Origin of the sequence: Conexibacter sp. S30A1 (genome assembly GCF_023330665.1) — a bacterium.
Lineage (GTDB): Bacteria > Actinomycetota > Thermoleophilia > Solirubrobacterales > Solirubrobacteraceae > Palsa-465.
Genome location: NZ_CP097127.1, coordinates 3,001,428 through 3,020,741, shown reverse-complemented (window position 1 = coordinate 3,020,741; position 19,314 = coordinate 3,001,428). Strand labels below are relative to the sequence as shown.

19 protein-coding genes are annotated in these 19,314 nt (G+C 64.6%); 11 read left to right on the top strand and 8 right to left on the bottom strand.

Annotated features, from left to right (window positions below):
• Positions 1 to 14: 14 nt before the first annotated feature.
• Positions 15 to 755, bottom strand: a complete 741-nt coding sequence (gene map, locus M3M54_RS14470) for a type I methionyl aminopeptidase (protein WP_249019739.1) — start codon at positions 753 to 755, stop codon at positions 15 to 17.
• Between the two features lie 148 nt (positions 756 to 903).
• Between map and M3M54_RS14465 the strand changes: the two genes are divergently transcribed.
• Complete coding sequence (locus M3M54_RS14465) at positions 904 to 1,452, top strand: NADPH-dependent FMN reductase (RefSeq protein ID WP_249021785.1); 549 nt, start codon at positions 904 to 906, stop codon at positions 1,450 to 1,452.
• A 235-nt stretch (positions 1,453 to 1,687) separates the two neighbouring features.
• Positions 1,688 to 2,464 (top strand): hypothetical protein, encoded by a 777-nt coding sequence (locus tag M3M54_RS14460; RefSeq protein WP_249019738.1) that lies wholly within the window; start codon positions 1,688 to 1,690, stop codon positions 2,462 to 2,464.
• 103 nt (positions 2,465 to 2,567) lie between these two features.
• Here the strand turns inward: M3M54_RS14460 and M3M54_RS14455 are convergent, their stop codons facing one another.
• From M3M54_RS14455 to M3M54_RS16745, 4 genes are all read right to left on the bottom strand, one after another.
• Positions 2,568 to 3,443, bottom strand: coding sequence for a hypothetical protein (locus M3M54_RS14455; protein WP_249019737.1), 876 nt, complete (start codon positions 3,441 to 3,443; stop codon positions 2,568 to 2,570).
• A 233-nt stretch (positions 3,444 to 3,676) separates the two neighbouring features.
• Positions 3,677 to 4,453 (bottom strand): hypothetical protein, encoded by a 777-nt coding sequence (locus tag M3M54_RS14450; protein WP_249019736.1) that lies wholly within the window; start codon positions 4,451 to 4,453, stop codon positions 3,677 to 3,679.
• Between the two features lie 378 nt (positions 4,454 to 4,831).
• A complete protein-coding gene (locus tag M3M54_RS14445) occupies positions 4,832 to 5,401 on the bottom strand; it encodes a helix-turn-helix domain-containing protein (protein WP_249019735.1) in 570 nt (189 codons plus the stop codon).
• Positions 5,402 to 5,499: 98 nt separating this feature from the next.
• Positions 5,500 to 5,622 carry a hypothetical protein gene (locus M3M54_RS16745; RefSeq protein ID WP_256465788.1) on the bottom strand — a complete coding sequence of 41 codons (123 nt, stop codon included), beginning with the start codon at positions 5,620 to 5,622 and terminating at the stop codon, positions 5,500 to 5,502.
• Positions 5,623 to 5,694: 72 nt separating this feature from the next.
• On the opposite strand from M3M54_RS16745, the gene M3M54_RS14440 reads away from it, so the two are divergent.
• The 3 genes from M3M54_RS14440 (at position 5,695) to M3M54_RS14430 (ending at position 9,276) form a co-directional block, all read left to right on the top strand.
• The gene (locus M3M54_RS14440; protein WP_249019734.1) at positions 5,695 to 6,072 is read left to right on the top strand and encodes a transposase; all 378 of its coding nucleotides are present in this window, start codon (positions 5,695 to 5,697) and stop codon (positions 6,070 to 6,072) included.
• Positions 6,069 to 7,079, top strand: a complete 1,011-nt coding sequence (locus M3M54_RS14435) for an integrase core domain-containing protein (RefSeq protein WP_249019733.1) — start codon at positions 6,069 to 6,071, stop codon at positions 7,077 to 7,079. Before M3M54_RS14440 ends, M3M54_RS14435 begins: the two co-directional genes overlap by 4 nt.
• A gap of 799 nt (positions 7,080 to 7,878) precedes the next feature.
• Positions 7,879 to 9,276, top strand: a complete 1,398-nt coding sequence (locus M3M54_RS14430) for a hypothetical protein (RefSeq protein ID WP_249019732.1) — start codon at positions 7,879 to 7,881, stop codon at positions 9,274 to 9,276.
• A gap of 356 nt (positions 9,277 to 9,632) precedes the next feature.
• Here M3M54_RS14430 and M3M54_RS14425 read toward each other — a convergent pair whose 3' ends face one another.
• The gene (locus M3M54_RS14425) at positions 9,633 to 10,160 is read right to left on the bottom strand and encodes a DUF1203 domain-containing protein (RefSeq protein ID WP_249019731.1); all 528 of its coding nucleotides are present in this window, start codon (positions 10,158 to 10,160) and stop codon (positions 9,633 to 9,635) included.
• Positions 10,161 to 10,492: 332 nt separating this feature from the next.
• On the opposite strand from M3M54_RS14425, the gene M3M54_RS14420 reads away from it, so the two are divergent.
• Positions 10,493 to 11,908 (top strand): transposase, encoded by a 1,416-nt coding sequence (locus M3M54_RS14420; protein WP_249019717.1) that lies wholly within the window; start codon positions 10,493 to 10,495, stop codon positions 11,906 to 11,908.
• A 364-nt stretch (positions 11,909 to 12,272) separates the two neighbouring features.
• Here the strand turns inward: M3M54_RS14420 and M3M54_RS14415 are convergent, their stop codons facing one another.
• Complete coding sequence (locus M3M54_RS14415; RefSeq protein ID WP_249019730.1) at positions 12,273 to 13,484, bottom strand: hypothetical protein; 1,212 nt, start codon at positions 13,482 to 13,484, stop codon at positions 12,273 to 12,275.
• 257 nt (positions 13,485 to 13,741) lie between these two features.
• Here M3M54_RS14415 and M3M54_RS14410 point away from each other — a divergent pair, with 257 nt between their 5' ends.
• Positions 13,742 to 14,704, top strand: a complete 963-nt coding sequence (locus M3M54_RS14410) for an acetylxylan esterase (RefSeq protein WP_249019729.1) — start codon at positions 13,742 to 13,744, stop codon at positions 14,702 to 14,704.
• 122 nt (positions 14,705 to 14,826) lie between these two features.
• On the opposite strand, the gene M3M54_RS14405 is transcribed toward M3M54_RS14410, so the two are convergent.
• Positions 14,827 to 15,675 carry a class I SAM-dependent methyltransferase gene (locus M3M54_RS14405; protein WP_371878681.1) on the bottom strand — a complete coding sequence of 283 codons (849 nt, stop codon included), beginning with the start codon at positions 15,673 to 15,675 and terminating at the stop codon, positions 14,827 to 14,829.
• A 385-nt stretch (positions 15,676 to 16,060) separates the two neighbouring features.
• Between M3M54_RS14405 and M3M54_RS14400 the strand changes: the two genes are divergently transcribed.
• The 4 genes from M3M54_RS14400 to M3M54_RS14385 all read left to right on the top strand — a co-directional run bounded on the left by M3M54_RS14400 (position 16,061) and on the right by M3M54_RS14385 (position 19,312).
• Positions 16,061 to 16,282, top strand: a complete 222-nt coding sequence (locus M3M54_RS14400) for a type II toxin-antitoxin system VapB family antitoxin (protein WP_249019727.1) — start codon at positions 16,061 to 16,063, stop codon at positions 16,280 to 16,282.
• On the top strand, positions 16,283 to 16,705 hold the full coding sequence (locus M3M54_RS14395; RefSeq protein WP_249019726.1) for a PIN domain-containing protein: 423 nt from the start codon (positions 16,283 to 16,285) through the stop codon (positions 16,703 to 16,705).
• Between the two features lie 304 nt (positions 16,706 to 17,009).
• On the top strand, positions 17,010 to 18,575 hold the full coding sequence (locus M3M54_RS14390; RefSeq protein ID WP_249019725.1) for a transposase: 1,566 nt from the start codon (positions 17,010 to 17,012) through the stop codon (positions 18,573 to 18,575).
• Between the two features lie 341 nt (positions 18,576 to 18,916).
• Positions 18,917 to 19,312, top strand: a complete 396-nt coding sequence (locus M3M54_RS14385; RefSeq protein WP_371878586.1) for a helix-turn-helix domain-containing protein — start codon at positions 18,917 to 18,919, stop codon at positions 19,310 to 19,312.
• The last annotated feature ends 2 nt before the right edge of the window (positions 19,313 to 19,314 follow it).

Here is a 19,314-nt window from a genome sequence, read left to right as displayed (position 1 = left end):
AGCGAGCTCGCCGCTCAGGCCGTCAGGACGATCGGCGCCCGATCAGTGATCACGATCGTGTGCTCGAAGTGAGCGGCGCAGGATCCATCGCGAGTCTTGAGAGTCCAGCCATCGCCGGCGTCGTGTACCTCGCCGCTGCCGGCGGCGATGATCGGCTCGATCGTGATCACCAGGCCCTCGGTGAGTCGCTGGTCAAGCCGCGGGTGTTGGAAGCTGGGGATGTTCGGCGGCTCGTGGATCCGGCGGCCGATCCCGTGACCGGTGAGATCCCGACACACCGAGTATCCATAGCTGGCGACTGTGGTCTCGACCGCACGGCCGATCTCGTTGATCGGGACACCAGCGCGAGCGGCTCGCATGCCGCTGTGGAGCGCCCGCCGGCTCGCATCAGCGAGTCGCGCATACGAGGCGGATGTCTGCCCGACCTGAACTGACACGCACGCGTCGGCGTAATAACCGTTGAGCTCTGCGGTCACATCGAGCTTGACAAGATCACCGTCCTTGAGTCGTCGGCCGCCCGGGATGCCGTGCACGGCCTCGTCGTTGACACTAATGCAGTTGGTTCCGGGGAAGCCGTAATCCAGCTGCGGCCCGGAGCGTGCGCCCGCCCGAGCGAACACACGAGCACCGGTCTCGTCAAGCTCCCGCGTGCTGACCCCCGCCCGAACCTCGGCCCGCATCGCACGGATCGCGTCAGCCACTACACGACCAGCGGCTCTAAGCGCCTCAAGCTGCTCCTGGGTCTCGATCGACATGCCCCAAGCCTACGACGCAGCCACACCGAACCTCGCCGTCGGGATCGTGCGGATAGTTTCGTTCGCCCACGTGGGTGCGATCGTCAGAAACGCTCGCGAGGATGCTGGCTGCGTCGGCTCTGAACTTGCGCCGTATCGTTCGCGGTTGATGCCGCATATTTTGTTGATCTCCGGGAGCTTGCGAGCGGGCTCTACGAACACCGCGACGATCCGTACGGCGCAGCAGTTGGCACCTGTCGGTGTAACCGTAGAGGTGTACGAGGCTATGGGATCGTTGCCGCACTTCAACCCCGATGATGACCGGGAGGGCGAGGTCGTTGACGCCGCTGTTGCGGACCTACGCGCACACATCACCGCCGCTGATGGGGTAATGATCTGTACGCCCGAGTACGCGGGCGCGCTCCCCGGCTCGTTGAAGAACCTACTTGAGTGGACCGTTGGAGATGGCGGCACCTATGGAAAGCCAGTGGCGTGGATCAACCTGTCCGGACCGGCGGCGCCAACCGGCGGCGCCGATGCCCACGACTCGCTGCGCAAGGTGCTCGGATACGTCCACGCCAACATCGTCGAGTCAGCATGTTTGCGTCTGCCGCTAACGCGCGATGCGGTAGCCGACGACGGAACGATCAATGATCCAGCATCCCGCCGCGAGATCTCCACGGCGCTCTCGCTCCTCATAGAAGCGGCCACGGACTGAGGCGCCACGGCACAGGATCTCCGCGGCCCTCGCCAGCCCGGTCAGATTTCTACTTGGTCGCCATTGCGCTAGCGCGCCACAAACGCTCAGGAGGCGAAAGGGATAGTTCGCGCGCTTCGCCGCGGGCGACCTATGGGCCGGTCACCCGGCCTAAGTCGCTCCGTCCGGCAAACGATGTGGGCGCGACTGCACTGAGCCGTCTACTCGGTGTGGTGTGATCCCGACGATGCCAAAGATGCATCAGCCAGACAGCTTTGATCGTGCAGTTGCTCTCGTGGTCAGGCGCTCTGACAGAACCCCGACGGCAGACGCAGCGAAGAGCCTCTTGTTCGGGATTGGAAGCCTACGCACGGCGGGCGTGATGTTCCGAGCCGCCAACTACCAAGTGGCATACAACGCACAGCCGTTGGAGACGCTGCAGGCGCTCATCACCAGCGCCGAGTCTGTGTATCAGCACACACATTCTCTATCCGAAGGCGTGGCACACCTGATAGCGACAACCGCGAATCCGCCCCTCCCCACGGGCGGTCTCCAAGTCGTGGTCGAGACAGCCGAGAAAACCAATCACCCAATCGCACCCGCCCTACGCGCACGCCGCCGCGAGCTGCAGCTACTCAAGTGGCTTGGAACCGTCAGGAACAAGGCGATACAGCACCGCGCAGAGAACGGATACATCGACAACAACGCGATGGTCGCTCGAGACGTGTTTGTTTTGTTCCGCAAGCCGACCGAGCCGCCACTGGCTCTTGCCAAGAAGACACGCTCGTGCCTGACGGGCCTCATCAAGACGTTCTCCATACCGCTCGACCCAGGAACGGGGTCACGCGAGTCGGTGGCTTACCTTGACGCCGTGTCCCACGGCTTGCTTCAGGCGCATCCAAACAGAGCGGATCCCGCGCGCAGGATCGTTGAGGAGGCCGCCCAACATGACGTCCTGATGTCGGCGGCGGCACTCGACAACATCGGCTGGGCGCTCGCAAGTTTGATCGAGGTAGTTCCCGAACACCCGTAGGCCCTTGGCACAGTTGTGCCGTGACGCTCGACCCGTCGCCGAAGCACTCGCCGGCTCAGGCTCGTCGCTGAGGTGAAAGCGATTGTCTGCTCCCGATCAGCGCTCAGGTTCGGTTGAGCGCCTGCTCGTATTCGTTGAGGGCCTCCTTGTAGCTCAGCGCTTCCCACGGCCAGAAGCCTATGTGCCCGGTCTGCATCTGTGCGAGGGTGGGCGGTTTCGCGCCTTCGACATCGTGGGTGATCTGCCCGCCCTGCGACTCGGTCATGTGCGTGAACCGGCCGTGCGATGGATCGCTCAAGAGGATGTATGCGGAGACCGGCATGTCGCCGCCTGACCCGCATGACGGGATACACGTCTGAATGTCGCTTTGACCAACGCCGAGCGCCTGCGTCTTGCCCCAAGCCTTCCACCGCAAGTCTGTGACTACGTTTCCGCCATCTGCGCTGAACCCGATCAGGCTCGGCTCGCGACCTGTCCATCTGCCGATCCGAAGAACCGGAGTGCCTCGTCCGGCCGGTGGGCTCGCGGGTGGTTTGGGAGGGACGTAATTCACCGAGTTGTCGGCGGGCAACTCGACCCACTGGCCAGTGGAGAGCAAGCCTTCGCAAGATGCCTGACCAGCACTGCCGGCGGTTGATGAGGCATCGAGCACGGTCGCGTACTCCCAGCCGTTGTGGCCGCGTAGCCGGCACACCTGAACATCATCTCCGTACGCGCTGAAGTCCGTTGGTGTCTGCGTTGTCCAGAGGCTGCCGTTCTTGGCGGATTGCACGACCCATGCGTTGCACGTGGCGGCGACCGGATAGCCGTCGCCTTGGAACGTGACCAGCGCGCTACCACCCGTCAACCAAACAGTGCATTGGCTCGGCTGACCCGTGTGCGGCACCTTGAGCACGACAGGCTTCGAGTGATGCTGTACCTGCACTACCGTCACCGTCTTCGGCTCGGCCGAGCCGCACGCCGAGACGAGCAGAGCCACAAACACAGACCCTGCGGCTCCGCCCCACCATCCTCGTGATCGCGCGCGTCGACCAACCATCCGTGCGCGCAGAATAGTGCACCACAGCCGACCCGGGGGGCCACCCGGTCGTCTCGGGCGCGGGCTCTGCGTCGCCGAAGCGATCACTTCGGCGTAAAGCTGTCAGGCGTCAAAGCAGTAGCCTCGTCTCGGCGATCGGATCGCCGAGTGCAACTTTCAGGTACCAGGTCGAACTAGGACGGCTGGACAGCGTCCAGTCCGCGCCACGTCAGAGCGCTGGGTCCAACGTAGAGGTTCCAGACATCGCGGGGCCATGAGGTCTCGAGTGCTCGCTCCTGCTGGCGCCACCAGTCACCATCATCGAAGACGACGAGCCCCGCGACCCGGCAGCGCTTAGCGTGGATGTTGTTTCCGAGCTTGGCGACGTCAGCGGGAATCGACTCTAGGCGCGTCTTGTGTTCCCTCGCGCCGTCGGACCATCCCTTTACGCACCACTTGATCTCGAAGAAGGCCTCGTGGGTGCGTTCTCCAAATCTGATGGCGGCGTCCGGTCCCTCCACGAACTCGGCCAAGTCCAGCACAGCAACGTCAACACGCTGGATTGCCTCACCTTCGGCTAGGTCAGAACGAGTCCACTTTGCGATCGGGAACTCCTGATGCACTCCGCCAGGCCATTCCTTCTCAAGCTCAAGGCAAAGCTTCAGGCCGCAGTCGCGCTCAGACCAGACAGCAGGCCCAGAGTAATTGGATTTGTCTCGGTAACCACCCCACCCCCGGTAGCGGTATCCGCCCCAGCTCGCGTAACCGACCAGAAGTCGCTCGTAAGCGTTCATGACCTTGTCGCGAATCCCGCCTAACGTCTTCGGCGAAGGCGAAAGGTGAGCGCCCGCAATAACCAGCGAACGAATCCGCTCGAGCAGCGCGCCAACATAGCGCATGTCCGGGCCACCACTCTCTTGCCCGCCGTGGTGATCCCACCGCTGCTCAGCGAACAACGCCGTCCTCAGCATCGTCAGTCCATCCGGGACCGACCCGTCCTGGGCGAAGCGGTCCCGTGATGCCCGCAAGAAGTCCTGGAGCAACGCCGTGTTGACGGACACTCAGGATGGTGATGATCGCGTCATCGGGGGTGATGATCTGGGTTATGAACGACCGAACGACCAAAGCCCCTTGCAGCGTGCTCCCTGGCCCTGGGAACGGCGGCAGGGAAGAGAAACAGGGGGCACGGGGGCGGGTGGTGGTGCGTTGCGCGTCTGTGACCGCTTCGCTTTCGCTGTTGATCGCTCGGCAGGGGCGTAGCGCCAGGACGCGGGATGTTGTCGGGGTGCGGGGCGTGTGCGGCCCGAGCGATGCGACCCACCGCGCGTGGGCACCAACACCCCGGGGTCTCAGAGCCCTGGTGGGCGGCGTCCCGGCCCGTGCAACAGGCCCGTCAACACCACAGCAAGCTCCCACGCTGACGCTGTCAGCTTCAGCCGTGACCGGCATGCCCTGGCCGCTCGACCGAGCGCGTCAACGGCCCCAACCAGCGGCGGGCCGGACACGAGCTGCTGGTCGGCTGACGGGTCAAGCACACGCTCCCACAGGCGAGCGGTCGTGGTGATCGCCCCGGCGCGGCGCGTGAAGGTCCGCAACCAGCCACGCACCGTCCCTGGTGGGCGCCCGAGCGCCGCTGCGATCGTGCGGTGTCCCTGACCGTTGGCCTTGGCCAAAAGCGCCCGGCCGATCACCTCCGTCCCGTCACGCCGCCTGGCGAGCGCCCAGGCCGGCAGCAGCACGTGTGTCCGCTCACAGCGCCGACAGCACGCTCGCCGTGGCCGCAGCAAGCGTGTCTCATCAAGCAGGCGCACGGTGCGCTCGCGCGCAAACCCCCACGGCACAAGCGGCCCGTCACAAACCGGGCAACACAAACGCCCAGCCACCAGATCAGCCTCCACCACCACCTGCTCTGCGCTCATCGCCATCACACCCACACAACACCACGCTCCTCACCAGGCCAACGCTCCCAACGGCCCCTCCCACCAGACCCCCGGGGGAACTCGTGTTGAAAGGCATATCAGACCCCGGCCGCACCGGCAAACGCCGCCACCAGCATGGTGATAAGCAGCATCACCGCTGACGGCACGGCAGCGGCCAGCACCCGCAAATTACGGACGAACACGGCGACCCAGCCGGTCATCACCACGATCCTGTTTTGCGTCTGACTTCGTGATAGAGGTCGGGTCGTTTTTCAACCTTAAGCTGGGTAGCTTTGGGGGCCTTGATCCAGGAGGTCCAGATGATGGAGAACGGCAAGCGCAAAGCTCGCCGGCAACTGTCGCCGGAGGAGAAGTGGGAGATCTTTTTGGAGGTCACCTCCCAGGAGATCTCGCAGGCGGACGCGGCCCGGAAGTATGGGGTGGATGTGTCGGTGATCATCCGGTTGCGAGCGCTTGCGAAGGATGCGGCGTTGGCGGCGTTTGCGTCGGCGAAGCCGGGTCGGGCAGCTTCACCGGAGCAGGTGGAGGTGGAGTTGTTGCGGGCGGAGAACGATCGTCTCTCGGAGGCGTTGAAAGAGTTGGCGGTGGAGCTCACACTCCACCGGGGAAGGCAGCGCTCGAGCTTTTCGGCCCGGTCCCCGCGCGGGTGAGCGCGGGGGTCAAGCTCGAGCTTCTGGGCCTGATCGATGATGCTGTCGGGCAGGGGTGGTCGCACGCCCGGGCGTGCCGGGTGCTGGATCTCGCCGATGTCAGGGCGCATCGCTGGCGTCAGCGACTCAGGGCGACCGGGAGCCTTGAGGATGGTGATCCGGGTGGTGGCGCGGTCCACAGCATCCTTGAGTGGGAGGAGCAGGCGATCCTTGATCTGATCGAGACCTGGGGGCCGGTTGACCGCTCGCACCGCAAGATCGCACACCGTGGCAGCTATACCGGGACGGTGTTCGTGAGCCCGTCCACGGTGTTGCGTGTGGCGCTCAAACACCAGGTCAGGTTGCCGGGTGAGCCGTTCCGGCCGAGGCCCGTTGCGATGCCGTTTCCCCAGATTCCATGGGAGAAAAACCGGATTTGGATCTGGGACGCGACCCACTTCACGCGTGCCAAGCGGGTTGCTTACGCGATCGTTGATGTCGTGACCCGCTACTGGATCGGCTACCTCTTGACCAGTGAGCAGACCTCAACCCAGGCGCAGTTGCTGTTCGCCCAGGCGCTCGAGGATCAGGACCTGTTGGACGCCGACGGGCTTGCCCCCAGCGTCGAGGATGGCGGGCTGCCGATCCTGATCGCTTGGTCAGATAACGGGACCGAGATGACCGCGATCGACACCCGCCAGTTCATGGCGATCATGGCAATCACCCAGCATCACGGCCGGCCCGGCACACCCACAGACCAGGCGCACATCGAGAGCTTCTTCAGCCACCTCAAGGGCGAACGGCCGCTGCTTGAAGCGATCAGCGACCCCGCTGTGCTTGACAGCGAGCTTGCCCGAGCCCGTGAGGAGTACAACAAGATCAGGTTGCACGCCTCGATCGGGTATGTCACCCCCGATGACGAGCACTCAGGCCGCGGGCCCGGCATCCGCCGCGCCCGCGCCGCAGGCCTCAGACGTGCACGTGAAGAACGGATCAAGCAGAATCGCAAGAACAGGCCACAGCGATGAGCGAGCACACCTCCAAAGCCAGCCCGGACGTACACAGGCCCGTGGGCACCAGCCAGCTCAACCACGCCCGCCAACGCCACGCCAACAGCCCCGGCACACACCCTCTTCCCAGCAAAAACCGGTCCCGCATTTCCACTCAGCGTTGGGTTGAAAAACGCGGCCGCTCTATCACAAAGTCAGATACACCGCAATCCTGGCGTTGACCGCGATCAGCAGCCGATCACATCACCACGCTCAACGACGTTTGAGGGCCCAACCATCACCACCCAGCGTGTCGCTCAACACGCCGAGCCAGGACAAACAACGTGACCGTCAAAGCTCCCGGCAAAATGCACCGCCTCGGCCCAAGAAGCATTAGGCGCGGGTACGTCACGGACCGTGAGGCCGTAGTGAGGGATCCAACGATGCGCGGCCGATTCCGACAAATCCGCTCCTCTCCTCTGCCTGGCCAACAGACCCGAAGGGTTCTACCACATCCGGGCACCCCGACGGCAACGCGGTCTCGCCGCTGAGAAGCGCCTCATCGTCGCCAACGCAATAGCGTCGACCGCAAGTTCCCTGCCGTGAAAGCGATGCTCCGCGAGGTGCGCGAGTCCCGCCCATCGGACAGAAGGTAGTGCCGCAGCCGAGAGGCACGTAGCGGCACTAACACGACCGGCGAGCGTCGGAGAATCTCGTTATGCCTCAGCGCGGTCCAGTCGTCATCAACCTTCCCACGGGACCTAACACCGAGTGGTTTGGACCAGCTCTCACGCAGATATTCCAGTTCTCCACGCAGACGCACGGCAATGCCGTAGCCGTGGATCTGCAAGAGGGGTCCGGTTCGGTCACGAACTACATCAGTGCGACGCGCCTGTGTAGAGCGGGCGAGCTGCTACCCGACTCGACATGGGATCCGTTGCGAGCGCTTCAGCCCGTTGATCACGACCCGGCAACGGTGCAGCGGCTACGAAAGTGGATCCGAGACTTCCGGGCCGAAACTCGGCTTGAGGACAAAGATCAGTTCTGGCGAGAGATGCGCCCGTTCGCCGCTGACGTGTTCGTGTCTGGCCGAGACCTTCCGAACTACTTGGCTCAATGGATGCCTGGGTTCTTCGCCGAGCGGACGGAAGCATCTCTGTGGTTGATCACGGTTGATGATCTGCTGAGGAGCCGGATGACATTCCTGCGCGCGCAGCTCGCTCTGACGCTCACACCGGATGTGCCACTGACCCCGGGGCAATTCAATGGCTTCGGATTGCTCGCAGCTCATAGCTTGACGCGCGGCGGGACGGACTTCTCCAGCGCAATCACGCTCCCACTTGTGATGTTCGCTCCCGGTGTCATCGGCCTGCAGTTGAACTGGGCGCCTCACACTCTTGTGCTCCTCTTTGGGGAAGCGGCGAATCTGCACCTGCCCGATGCCTCAACTCCAAGCAGGGCATTGCGGCCGCGCGCGATGACGCGACCCGAGGGTTGGTTTGACTCGCATTACTGGGACAACCTCACCCCTGCCGAGATGGAGCCGCTGATTCCATGGTGGGTCGATCGCTTGAACGTCCTCTACAGCCATGCGGCCGACCCCACCCAGTTCGCGAACGCAGTTGGTCATCACGACGTCAGCGCTCAGGCTGCCTGGTTTCTCACCATGGAGCGCATGCTTGTGGACACCTTGCTCTTGGCTAGCGACCCATTAGCTCCTGATCTTGTCCGCGCGCAACTCGCCTTCGACATCCTCGACAAAGCCGAGGGGCTGCTGGACTACACCGAAAGCGGTGCCGGCTTCAAGGACTTGCTGCGCCGCTCAAAGACACTCCCGCGTCTGGGCCAGGCTTGGGAACAACTCCCGCCTAGCGTCCCCGCAACGGTGGTGCAGCGGCTGAAACGACACGGCAAGGCTGTGTTCGACGACCTCTACAGGGATGTTCGCGACCACGTCACGATCCCGAGCCGGCTCACGCCCAGAGGAATCAAGATCGCTACCACCGATCCAGCCACGCTACAGGCGGTCTCTATGGACGACTACGTCGGCGCCCTGTTGCGCGAGACCCGCAACACGGCCCACGGTCTCAAGCGCATCCTCCGTGAGGATCGCACTAGGTTCATCGTTACTTCGCACACGGGCGACATCCCACGCCAGGTCACGCACCTGGCCACGCTCATCACCCTCGCCCTCGTTGCCGACGCCGAGAGACTCTGCGCTGGCGAATGGTGGTGACGACCGTGCGGGAACGGGAGCAGGAATGCGACCGCGCACTAACTTGCGCCCTCCTCGCCAGCCGGGTGTCCGAGTTGCTCGGCGTCTCGTCGCCAAACCTATAGCCAGTGGCCAACGGTCCAAACGCTGAAAGCGATTGTGATCGCGGTGCCTCCCTTCCGCGCGTTGGAGAGAAGTTGACGGCGTGCGCGGGATGCCCGTGCCATTCGCAGGGTCGGTCTCAGTGGATGGCGATCACGCTGCTGGTGTACGCCTGTTGCAGCCACCGGGGTGCAGTGTCCGCTTCGCATCGAGACGGGCATTGCGAGCGAGGTTGCTGCTGGCGCGGTGAAGCAGAGCTGGCGGCGTGGCTGTCGTCAGTCAGCTACGACCGCGTAGAGAAAGCACTGTGGCGCCAATGTGCGCACGTGTAGCGTCGTGACGTCAGGCTGTTCGAGCAGAAGCTCGATGATTGGCTGGAGATCGGCCTGGTCGGTGACGACCGTGTTGTGTTGGTAGTTCATGGTGCCGTCGGCGCGATAGGCGCGCAGGACACGTGGGCCGGTGCGCAACTGCTCGGGCAGCCCGCCGGTCGGTGTATACCCCTCGCATCGCGCTGCGTGAATGTAGACGGGCCCAACCTCCCGCCACACCGACCGATGTTCAAACGGGGAGTAGGAGATCAAAGTGATCTGCTCGCCGGCCTGAGCGTAGCGAAGGCAACAACGCAGCGGCTCACCTTCGCCAGTGGCGGCGAACGGACATAGTTGGTTGCCGTGACCGTCTACGCCCGTCGTGCGGACGACTGCGAGGTGGGCCGGATCGATCGCGCGCACGAGCAAGCGACCTGTCTTGTGGATGAACATGGTGTCCCTGCTTTCATTCGGGATGGGTGTTTCTTTCAAGACACCCAGAAGAACGCTCAGGCGACGGTGGTTGTGAGGTTGGGCTGTCGCCCGTCTATCACTGTTCTGCGCCAGCTCCGCGGCGCGAGATGTCGCACGCTTGGAAAGTCTCGACCCCGAGCACCTCCTGTGCGAGGGACGGAAGGGGAAGGAGTGTTTCGGGGTCTTCCGGCATTGATGTGGGTACGGTGACCGCCGGATTCAGGGTTTGAGCAGGCGTTTGGCTGTCTGAGGCAGTTCGCGCAGGTTGCGCACGGCTGGGCGACACGCCCGCTGCCCTCGTGGCAGGCTGCTGGCTGTTAGAGGTCAAGCGGCTTGCAAGGAGGGACAGCGTGCGTGTCACGACAGCATTTTCCAGGCTTCTGCGGCTTTCGGGCGTGTGGGTCCGTGACGTCCAGTTCGAGCCTGACCGGGTGGTCGTGGAGGTGGCGCTCTGCCGCCGGCGGCTGATCTGTCCGGAGTGCGGGTATGCGACCGTGGCGCGCAAGGACACGCGGCCGCAGCACTCGGTCTGGCGGCACTTGGATCTCGGGGTCTGGCGTTTGGAGGTCCATTGCCGGCGTCGGCGGCTGTGGTGCCCGGTGCATGGGGCGCGGACCGAGCAGGTGCCGTTCGCGCGTGCGGGGTCGCAGTTCACGCGCGACTTCGAGGGTCTGGTCGCGTGGCTTGCCACAAGGACCGACAAGAGCACGATCAGGCGGATGCTCAGGATCGACTGGGACACGGTCGGGCGGATCATCGAGCGTGTCTGCGAACAGGAGCTTGACGGCGACCGTCTGGAGGATCTCTATGACATCGGGGTGGATGAGGTCAGCTGGAAGCGCCAGCACAACTACCTCACCTTGGTCGCCTGTCATCAGCGCCGCCAGGTCGTGTGGGGGTGCGAGGGCAAGGGGCAGGCCGCCGCCGATGCCTTCTTCGATGCGCTCGATCCACCGCTCGAGGACCCACGACTCGAGCACACCGACCGGCCGTCGTGGGAGCCGCCGCCAGCGATCATGGTGCCATTCGGCCCGTGCCCGACAGTGCCTGCCGGTCATGGCATCCACGGCGCCTGGCTAAAGCCCGGCGTGGAGATCGATCCGGTCGTCTTCTCGCGCGCGTCCAGGCTGCGGGCCGTGTCGATGGACATGACCGGCGGATACGCCAAGAGCGTCCGCACCAACGCCCCGCAGGCGACGATCTGCATCGACCCCTATCACGTGGTGGCGCTCGCTAACCAGGCGCTCGATGAGGTCCGCCGCTCATACTGGAACGAGCTGCGCTCCCTCGGCGACCAGAATGCCGCTAAGCGCTTCAAGGACGCCCGCTGGTCGCTCTTGAAGAAGCCTGAGAAGCTCACCGACACCCAAGCCGCGACCCTCTCCCGGCTCAAAGCCGCCGGCGGGGAGGTATGGCGCGCCTACGAGCTCAAAGAAGCCGTCCGTGGCATCTTCCAGGCAGGACTGGACCTCGACGACGTCACCGTGCTGATCGACCGGCTCCTGTCGCGTCTGTCCCGCAGCCGGCTTACGCCATTCGTCAAGCTCGGCAAAACGATCCGCAAACACCGCGACGGGATCCTCGCCGCGATCCGCCTCGGGATCAACCAAGGCCGCACCGAAGCGCTCAACAACAAGGTCCGGCTCATCACCAGACGCGCCTACGGCTTCCACAGCGCCAAAGCCGTGCTCGCGCTCGTGCTGCTCACCTGCGGCCCGATCACCCTTCACCTACCACACGAACTACACGCACACGAGACCGGGTGACAGTTGACCACATTCATGCCGAGAGAGCCGTGTTTCGTGCTGGCTCAGCCGCTGCGTCTCGTTCGGAGGCCGAGCGGCCTGACGTCCGGTGGGCGCCGCCGGCGGGCATACCCGCGCGAGCACGAAGGCAGATGTCAGGCGCGCTCTTCATGAGCGACCCGCTCCTCGTCTCAGTGAGAACCTGGATTGAGTCGAGTCGCGCTTGGTCGCCAATACGATCACGTTGATCCGCCGGCGCGAACGATAAAAGGAATAGCCGGAGCATGACTGCTTGCCGCGCGAAGAATGGCCAGCTTCTCGAGGGTCGAGATGCGCGTCTGCGCCCCAAAGCGGGCCGTTGAGGACCGGGGTCCTCGCGCTTGTCTCAATACGGCTTGGGTGTGCCGGCGACGAGCGTCCACCCATCGGCTGAGTGCTTCCAGAGAGCGTTCTGCGTCTTCACGAAGATTGATTGCTGGGCCAGGGAGAACTCCTGCGGGAATTGCGCCTCGATCTTGGAGGGGGCTGCGGCGGTCCAGGTGTGTCCACCGTCGGTCGTTTTCCAGAACATGCTGTTGCCGATGAGGATGAGCCAGGCGTCTGATGGAGAGGTGACCGAGAGGTATCCCGTCGTGCCCGTGTCGGGCAGCGTGCCGATGGCGGATATGTCGTTCGAGCGTACGTGTTCGCCAGGAGCGTTGGAGGCGATGAGCGTCCATGTTTGCCCGGAGTTCGAGGAGCGCTCCACCAGCTTCGCCTGAGCGCCGGTTGATGGCTGGGTGCCGCAAAACAGCCACAGCGACGTCGGCGAGGTTGCCTGGAGGCGTTCGGTGAAGCCGAAGCCGCGTCGCGCGAGCTGCTGCTCGCACGGATCGCTACGTTTTATCCAGGTCTCGCCGCCATTGGTCGTCTGCACTATCCCTGCCTCAGAGGCTCTCTCGAGGCCGAAGCCTTTGATCAGCGCGAAAGCTGTGTTCGCACTGGGCCGCACGAGATCAGCCTCCCATCCACGCACGTCGGGCAGCGTTGACCGATAGGTCCGGCTGCGCCCGCCGTCGGAGGAGTCGTAGAGCCACATCGGCGCTACCGCAGCTACCCCCGATGACGGTGTCTCAGGACCGGCAGCGAGCGCCCAGATGTCACTACCGTGCTGAGAGACCGCGACGACAGCTTGACCCAAGTACGTGCGCCACCAACGCTTGCCCGCATCGGTTGTCATGACAATGCTCGAACCGCCCTGGCCGCCGTAGGCGTAGGCCTCAGTTGCGCTCGTAGCGGCCATGTCGCTCACCGAAGCGGCCCCGTCGGCGACCGGCAGAAAGAACGCTGGTCCATCAATGAACCATCTGTGACCACCGTCGGTTGTCTTCAGCGGAAATGTCGATCCCTGTGGGCCGCCAAGCGCGTAGCCCACCTGCTCGGTCGCGAACTCAATGCTGTCCACCTGACTCAGCCGAACTGCCGTTCCGACTGGTGGTTCGCGTGTTCCCGCTCCAGGCCGGACTAGCGTCGCCCGAACCGTTTGCGGAACCGGCTCGGCCGCACCCGCACGCACGGCAGGACTCGCGGCGGCGGCAAGGAGCGCCGCGGTAAGCACACACGCGCAGATCCGGCTCCGGCCGCCGTTCAATCTAAAAGCCATCAACGACAGATCATTGCTCGATCAGGACATTATGTGACACGCAGCCAGGCGCACACCGAGGCGCTACGTCGAAGCTCCTCACGCGCCCTGTCCGCCGCGCAAACCACAACCGCCGGCGTCGAACGCGAGATGGGTGCCAGTACAGAAGAGCGGGTCTGTCAGGGAAGACGACCTGAGGTATTGAGCGCCGTTCGGCTTGCGATCATCTCGCCATGACCGCTGCGGGAATCGAAGATCTTGGAGGCCTGCGCGCCGAGCTCGGTCGCCTGCTTGGCTGGTCCGCTCGACCGGCAGTTGAGCCGCACGAGGTGCACGCGGGCGAGCGGCGTTTGGATGGGTATCGCGAACAACTGATCAGCTACAAGAATGTGGAGGGCGAAGCCGTCGGCGCGTTTCTGTTGCGTCCGGAGGGCGAGGCGCCGTTCCCCGCCGCCGTCGTCTACCACCAACACAACGGCGAACGACATCTAGGCAAGAGCGAAATCGCCGGGCGCGCGGGAGATCCGCTCCAGGCCATCGGGCCTGTGCTTGCACGTGCCGGGTTCGTCGTCCTCGCGCCCGACGCGATCTGTTTCGAGGACCGACGGCGTAACGCGAACGGGACCACGCCGCATGCGGGCGATGACGCCCAGCACTACAACGAGATGGCTTACCGCTTGGTCGGAGGCGACCTACTGATGCGTGTGGTGCTGGCCGACGCCGCCCAGGCCGTTTCGGTGCTGTCCGGGGTTGAAGGTGTCGATCAGCGGGCGATCGGTGCCGTCGGTCATTCGATGGGCGGGCACACCACACTGTTCAGTGCCGCGCTCGATCAGCGCGTGCGATTCGTGTGCATCAGCGGCGCGCTGGGCAGCTACCAGAGCCGCGTCGCGGCGGGCACAGGGATCGAGTTGGGACAGGTTATCCCGGGGATCCGCAAGCTCACGGACTTTGACGGGCTGCTGCGTCTGATCGCCCCGCGACCAGCGCTCGTGGTCTCGGCATCTGAGGATCCGTACTCTCAGGACGCAACAGATCTGATCGCGCGCGCCCAACCGACCTACCGCAGCCACAATTCTGAATCATCGCTCTGTCACCAGCACTGGTCCGGCGGTCACGCTCTCACCGAAGAGCGAATCGAAGCGATGACCGACTGGCTCATCTCGGCGGCGGGCACAATACGCCGCGCTGAGTAGGCCGAAACGCACGGGCCTCCGCATCAGCGCAAAGCGCGGACGTCGACCCTGCCCGCCGGTAGGCGCGTGGTGAGGTCAAAGCGGGGGCGCTCGGTGGACGACGCTGTGTCTGGAAAGGGTGGCTACGGTGTCGCGTTTCGCCAGATCTTGAGTTCGTTGTCGGGCAGGCGAACCGCGAACGCTCCGTTGGGTGATGCGTCGGCGAGGAGCCGACGAAGGTCGCGCTCAAATTGCGATAGTCGCTCGCCGAAGAGGTGCGGGGCGCTGGCCGACAGTGAGAACGTTTCGGCGACGAGGTCGTCGGCTGATCTGATGATGGTGCGCCCGTCGGGGACGACGACGAGTTCTGGGCCGGCGAACCCGGCGGCACGGAAGACCGCTGCCTCATCGCCGGGCGAGGAGTTACGGATGCCCTGGCCAGCCCGTCGGTTCTCACCCAGATACGAACGGCGCAACTCGGCAATACGCTCGGTCGGCGCCGGCGGGAGATCGTCGGCTGGAGCGAGGCCGTCTTGGTGGCGATTATCGACGTGCACGACAGCGCCGTCAGGACGTTCGAGCATCTCTCGGACGATCCCGGCGACGAGCGGACGGTTCATCCAGTGAAACGATGCCGCGAACGTGATCACGTTGAATCTCCCGAGATCAGCGGGCAGCTCTTCGGCCCGGCGGTGAACCCAGCTGGCGTTCATCACGCCGCGCTTCGCCGCCAGTCGTCGCGCCTCACGGATCATTTCAGTGTCGGCGTCAACGCCAACAACCTCCCTGAACAGGCCGGCAAGCGGCAGCGTCACGGTACCCGGCCCGGAGCCGACATCCAAAAGACGGCCTTGACCGTCAAGCCCAAACGTGTCGTTGAACGCCGCGGCGAGCCCCGGTGCGTTCGGCAGGCGTCCACGATCGTAGAAGGCGGCAGCCCCGGCAAACAGGGTCTCGTCCCACTCCCACTCAAACCACTCGCCGGGCACCAGACCAGCGTAACCACGCGTTGCGCGCGTCCGCTCGCCGAGGTCAGCGCCCAGCGTCCTGCTGGCCGCGCAAGGCGGGTGAGTTGCCGACATTGGCGGGATGCGCGCCGCAGCTTGACAGCTGGTCTTTGCGTTAGACGGGAAGGTGGCCGGCCGGGGCGCCGCCGTTGCTGTAGAGCCGCTGGCCGTTGATCCACGCGCCTTGCTCGGGTCGAGGCGGCAGAAGTGGTGTAGCGGGCGCCTGGGGGCTGGAGTGGTTCCGACCCAGGTGCGCGACTCTCGGGTTCGTAGTTGGTCAGGCCCTGTCAAGTCGATTGCATCCGCGATGATCAATGGGCTACAGGGAGCGTGTGTATCGGCTACTGCCTCCTAGGTGTATGCTGTTGCTATGGGTCCAGCGACGATCAAGCGCACCAACATCAATCTTGAGACTGATCTTGTGCAGGCCGCTGCCGACGTTCTCGGCACCAAGCGAACCACGGACACCGTTCATGCAGCGCTGCGCTCGGTTGTTGACCGTGACGCTCGTGAGCGCCTAGCCCGCCGAGACTTCCCGGCTCTCACACCAGACGTCCTGGATGAGCTTCGCGCGCCACGACGGGTCGTGTAGTTGAAGCTCGCTGACACGAGCACGTGGGTCTGGACCCGCGCGGTCGGCGGCAAGCTGCGCACACAGTTCGACGAGGCCGTGGTTTTAGGGGAGATCGCGACGTGCGCGATGGTCAAGCTCGAGCTGCTCTACAGCGCCCGCAACCCGCAGGAGTTCCAGGCAATGCGCACGGAACTCGACGCGCTGCCGGATTGCCCGGTTGCGGCCACCGGTTGGGATCGTGCGCTGGAGGTTTACGGACAGCTTGCAGACCGTGGTGGTCTACATCAGCGTTCCGTCCGGCATCCGGACCTTCTGATCGCAGCCGCCGCTGAGGCCGCTGGGATTGCCGTGCTCCATTACGACGAGGACTACGACCGGATCGCGGCCATCACCGGGCAGCCAACCGAATGGCTCGCCCCACGCGGAACGCTCAGCGCGTAGCTGATCGTCGCGACCCGGGTCGGTATCGCTTCCACACCCGAGACGACGCTTACCGCACGTTCCCTATGGCGACTTACCGCGTCTGGGACGGAGCTCCCGGTGCCGGCGCCACGGCCGATCGCGGCGGCGTTCCTGAGGCCATGCATAGGCATCGTGCTGGCGGACACGAAATCTCCCGTGCCCTGGTGTTGGCGAAACCCAGGGCCGCTGCGCTCCTCTGATGACCTCGGCGTCTTCCCTCGTATGACCGGAGGCTGTCGCACAAACCTGGGGTTCTGTCTGACCGGTTTAAGAGAATTTGGGGATGCCCCAGAATTTCATTGAGTGTGATCGTGAGCAGGCGTTTTTGATGCCTCCGTCGTTGCGGGATTGGCTGCCGGGCGATCATTTGGCGTGGTTCGTGCTGGAGACGGTGCAGCAGCTCGATCTGTCGGACTTCTATGCGGACTACCGAGCGGACGGGCATGGTCGCGCTGCGTATGACCCGTCAATGATGGTTAGCTTGGTGTTGTTCGCGTATTCCACTGCCCAGCGGTCCTCACGCGGGATCGAGCGTCACTGTCGCCAGGACATTGCCTACCGGGTGATCACTGCTAACCGGGTGCCGGACCATGCCACCATCGCCCGGTTCATCGTGCGTCACGAGCAGCGGTTGGGTGAGTTGTTCGGGATGGTTTTGAAGCTGTGCGCAAAGGGCGGTCTGGTCGCGTCCGGGGTTGTTGCGATCGATGGCACGAAGCTGTCAGCGAGCGCAGCGAGTGACTCCAACGTTGACTATGACCGGATCGCCAGGGGGATCATCGGTGAGGCGATCAAGCGAGATCAGGCCGAGGATCTGGAGCACGGGCAGGCGCGCGGGGATGAGTTCCCGCCCGAGCTCGCGACCGAGGCTGGGCGGCGTGCGTGGATCGTTCGTGAACTGGAGCGTGAGCGTGCCGGTGAGGATCAGCTGGCGAGCGCGGAGAACGGCCTGGAGGGGCAGCCCGACGCGGATCCGTTGGCTGGGTTCGACACCGAGCGGATCCTTGCAAGGGTGCAGGGCCGGGAGGGATGGACGCGTGAGGCGCGCCGTCAACTCGACGCGCAACGGGCACAGACCGCGGGGCCGGTCCCACGCTCACGCCAAGCGCGTTTGCGGCTGGCGGCACGGTGGCTTGAGGATGATCTCGCTGCGCAGAAGCGCGGCAACACGGCATATGAAGCGTTCCGTGAGCACCGCCGAATCCATGACCCCAAGCGGCTGGGTGGAACCCCGAAGCCGTACTCGCCGCCCCAGATACCCGAGGGTGAGGTGAACGTGACCGACCCGGACTCCCGGCGGATGAAAGGCAACCGCCGCTACATCCAGGGCTACAACGCCCAGGCCGTTGTCAACGAGCAGCAGATCGTGATCGCTGCGGAGATCACGACAGCCGCCGGCGACTTCTCACACCTCAGACCGATGCTCACAGCCGCGCTCAAAGAGCTCGCTAACGCCGGGATCGACGCACGGCCCGAGGTCGTCGTCGCCGACGCGCAGTACTGGAACGAGCAACACATCGACGACGTCACCGCCGGGCACGGAATCCCAGTGCTGATCCCGCCGGACTCCGGCAAACGCACCGGCGAGCGACCAGGCTGGACCGGCGGACGCTACGCGTTCATGCGCCGCGTGCTGGAGACCGACCTCGGGCGTGAGATCTACCGAAAACGTCAGACCCAGATCGAGCCCGTGTTCGGTCACACCAAACACAACCGCAAATTCACCAGCTTCCACCGCAGAGGCCGGGCCGCTGTGCAGACGGAGTGGCGGTTGATCACGATGACCCACAACCTCACCAAGCTCCACCGCCACCAGATAGCGGTCGCCAGAGTGTTGAGCGCCGTTTGAATCCGGCACGCGCGGTGTGGGTGGCGCCGTTCATCGGCGGCATGTTTGCTGCGATGGTGGCAGGCTTGGCGCGTTTGTGAACGCGCGAGAGCCCTCCCGTCAGCTTGGCGGTTGCCGGGAGGGCTCTCTTGGATGCCGGAGGTGGCACCCCGATGTTGATCGTATGTGCAGAGCCTGCCGTGGTCGAGGCTGAGTTGTTGGCTGGCGGGTTGTTGTGTCCGTTATGCCGGGCGGTGTTGGGGCCGTGGGGTCATGGCCGGGAGCGGGTGTTGCGCTGTCGGGGTGCTGACCGGCGGCTGGTGCCCAGGCGGGCCAGGTGCCGGGGGTGTCTGGGGACCCATGTGCTGTTGCCTGATATCGGGTTGTTGCGTCGTCGGGACGAGGTGGCTGTGATCGGCGCGGCGGTTGAGGCGAGCGTTGCTGGGCAGGGGTATCGCCGGATCGCTGGGTGGTTGGGGTTGCCGGCGGACACGGTCCGGGGCTGGTTGAGCCGGTTCGCTGCGCGGGCGGATGTGATTCGGGAGCATTTCACGCGGTGCGCGATCGTGCTGGACCCGGAGCTCGGGCCGATCATGCCGGCTGGGAGCGTGGTCGCGGACGCGTTGGAAGCGATCGCAGTCACGGCCAGGGCGTGGGTTTTGAGGTTCGGTCCGGTGGATCCGTGGCCGGTTGTGTCCAGGTTGTCTGGCGGGGTGCTGTTGGCAACACGAGCTCCCGCCTTCCCGTGGGCGGCGTGAGC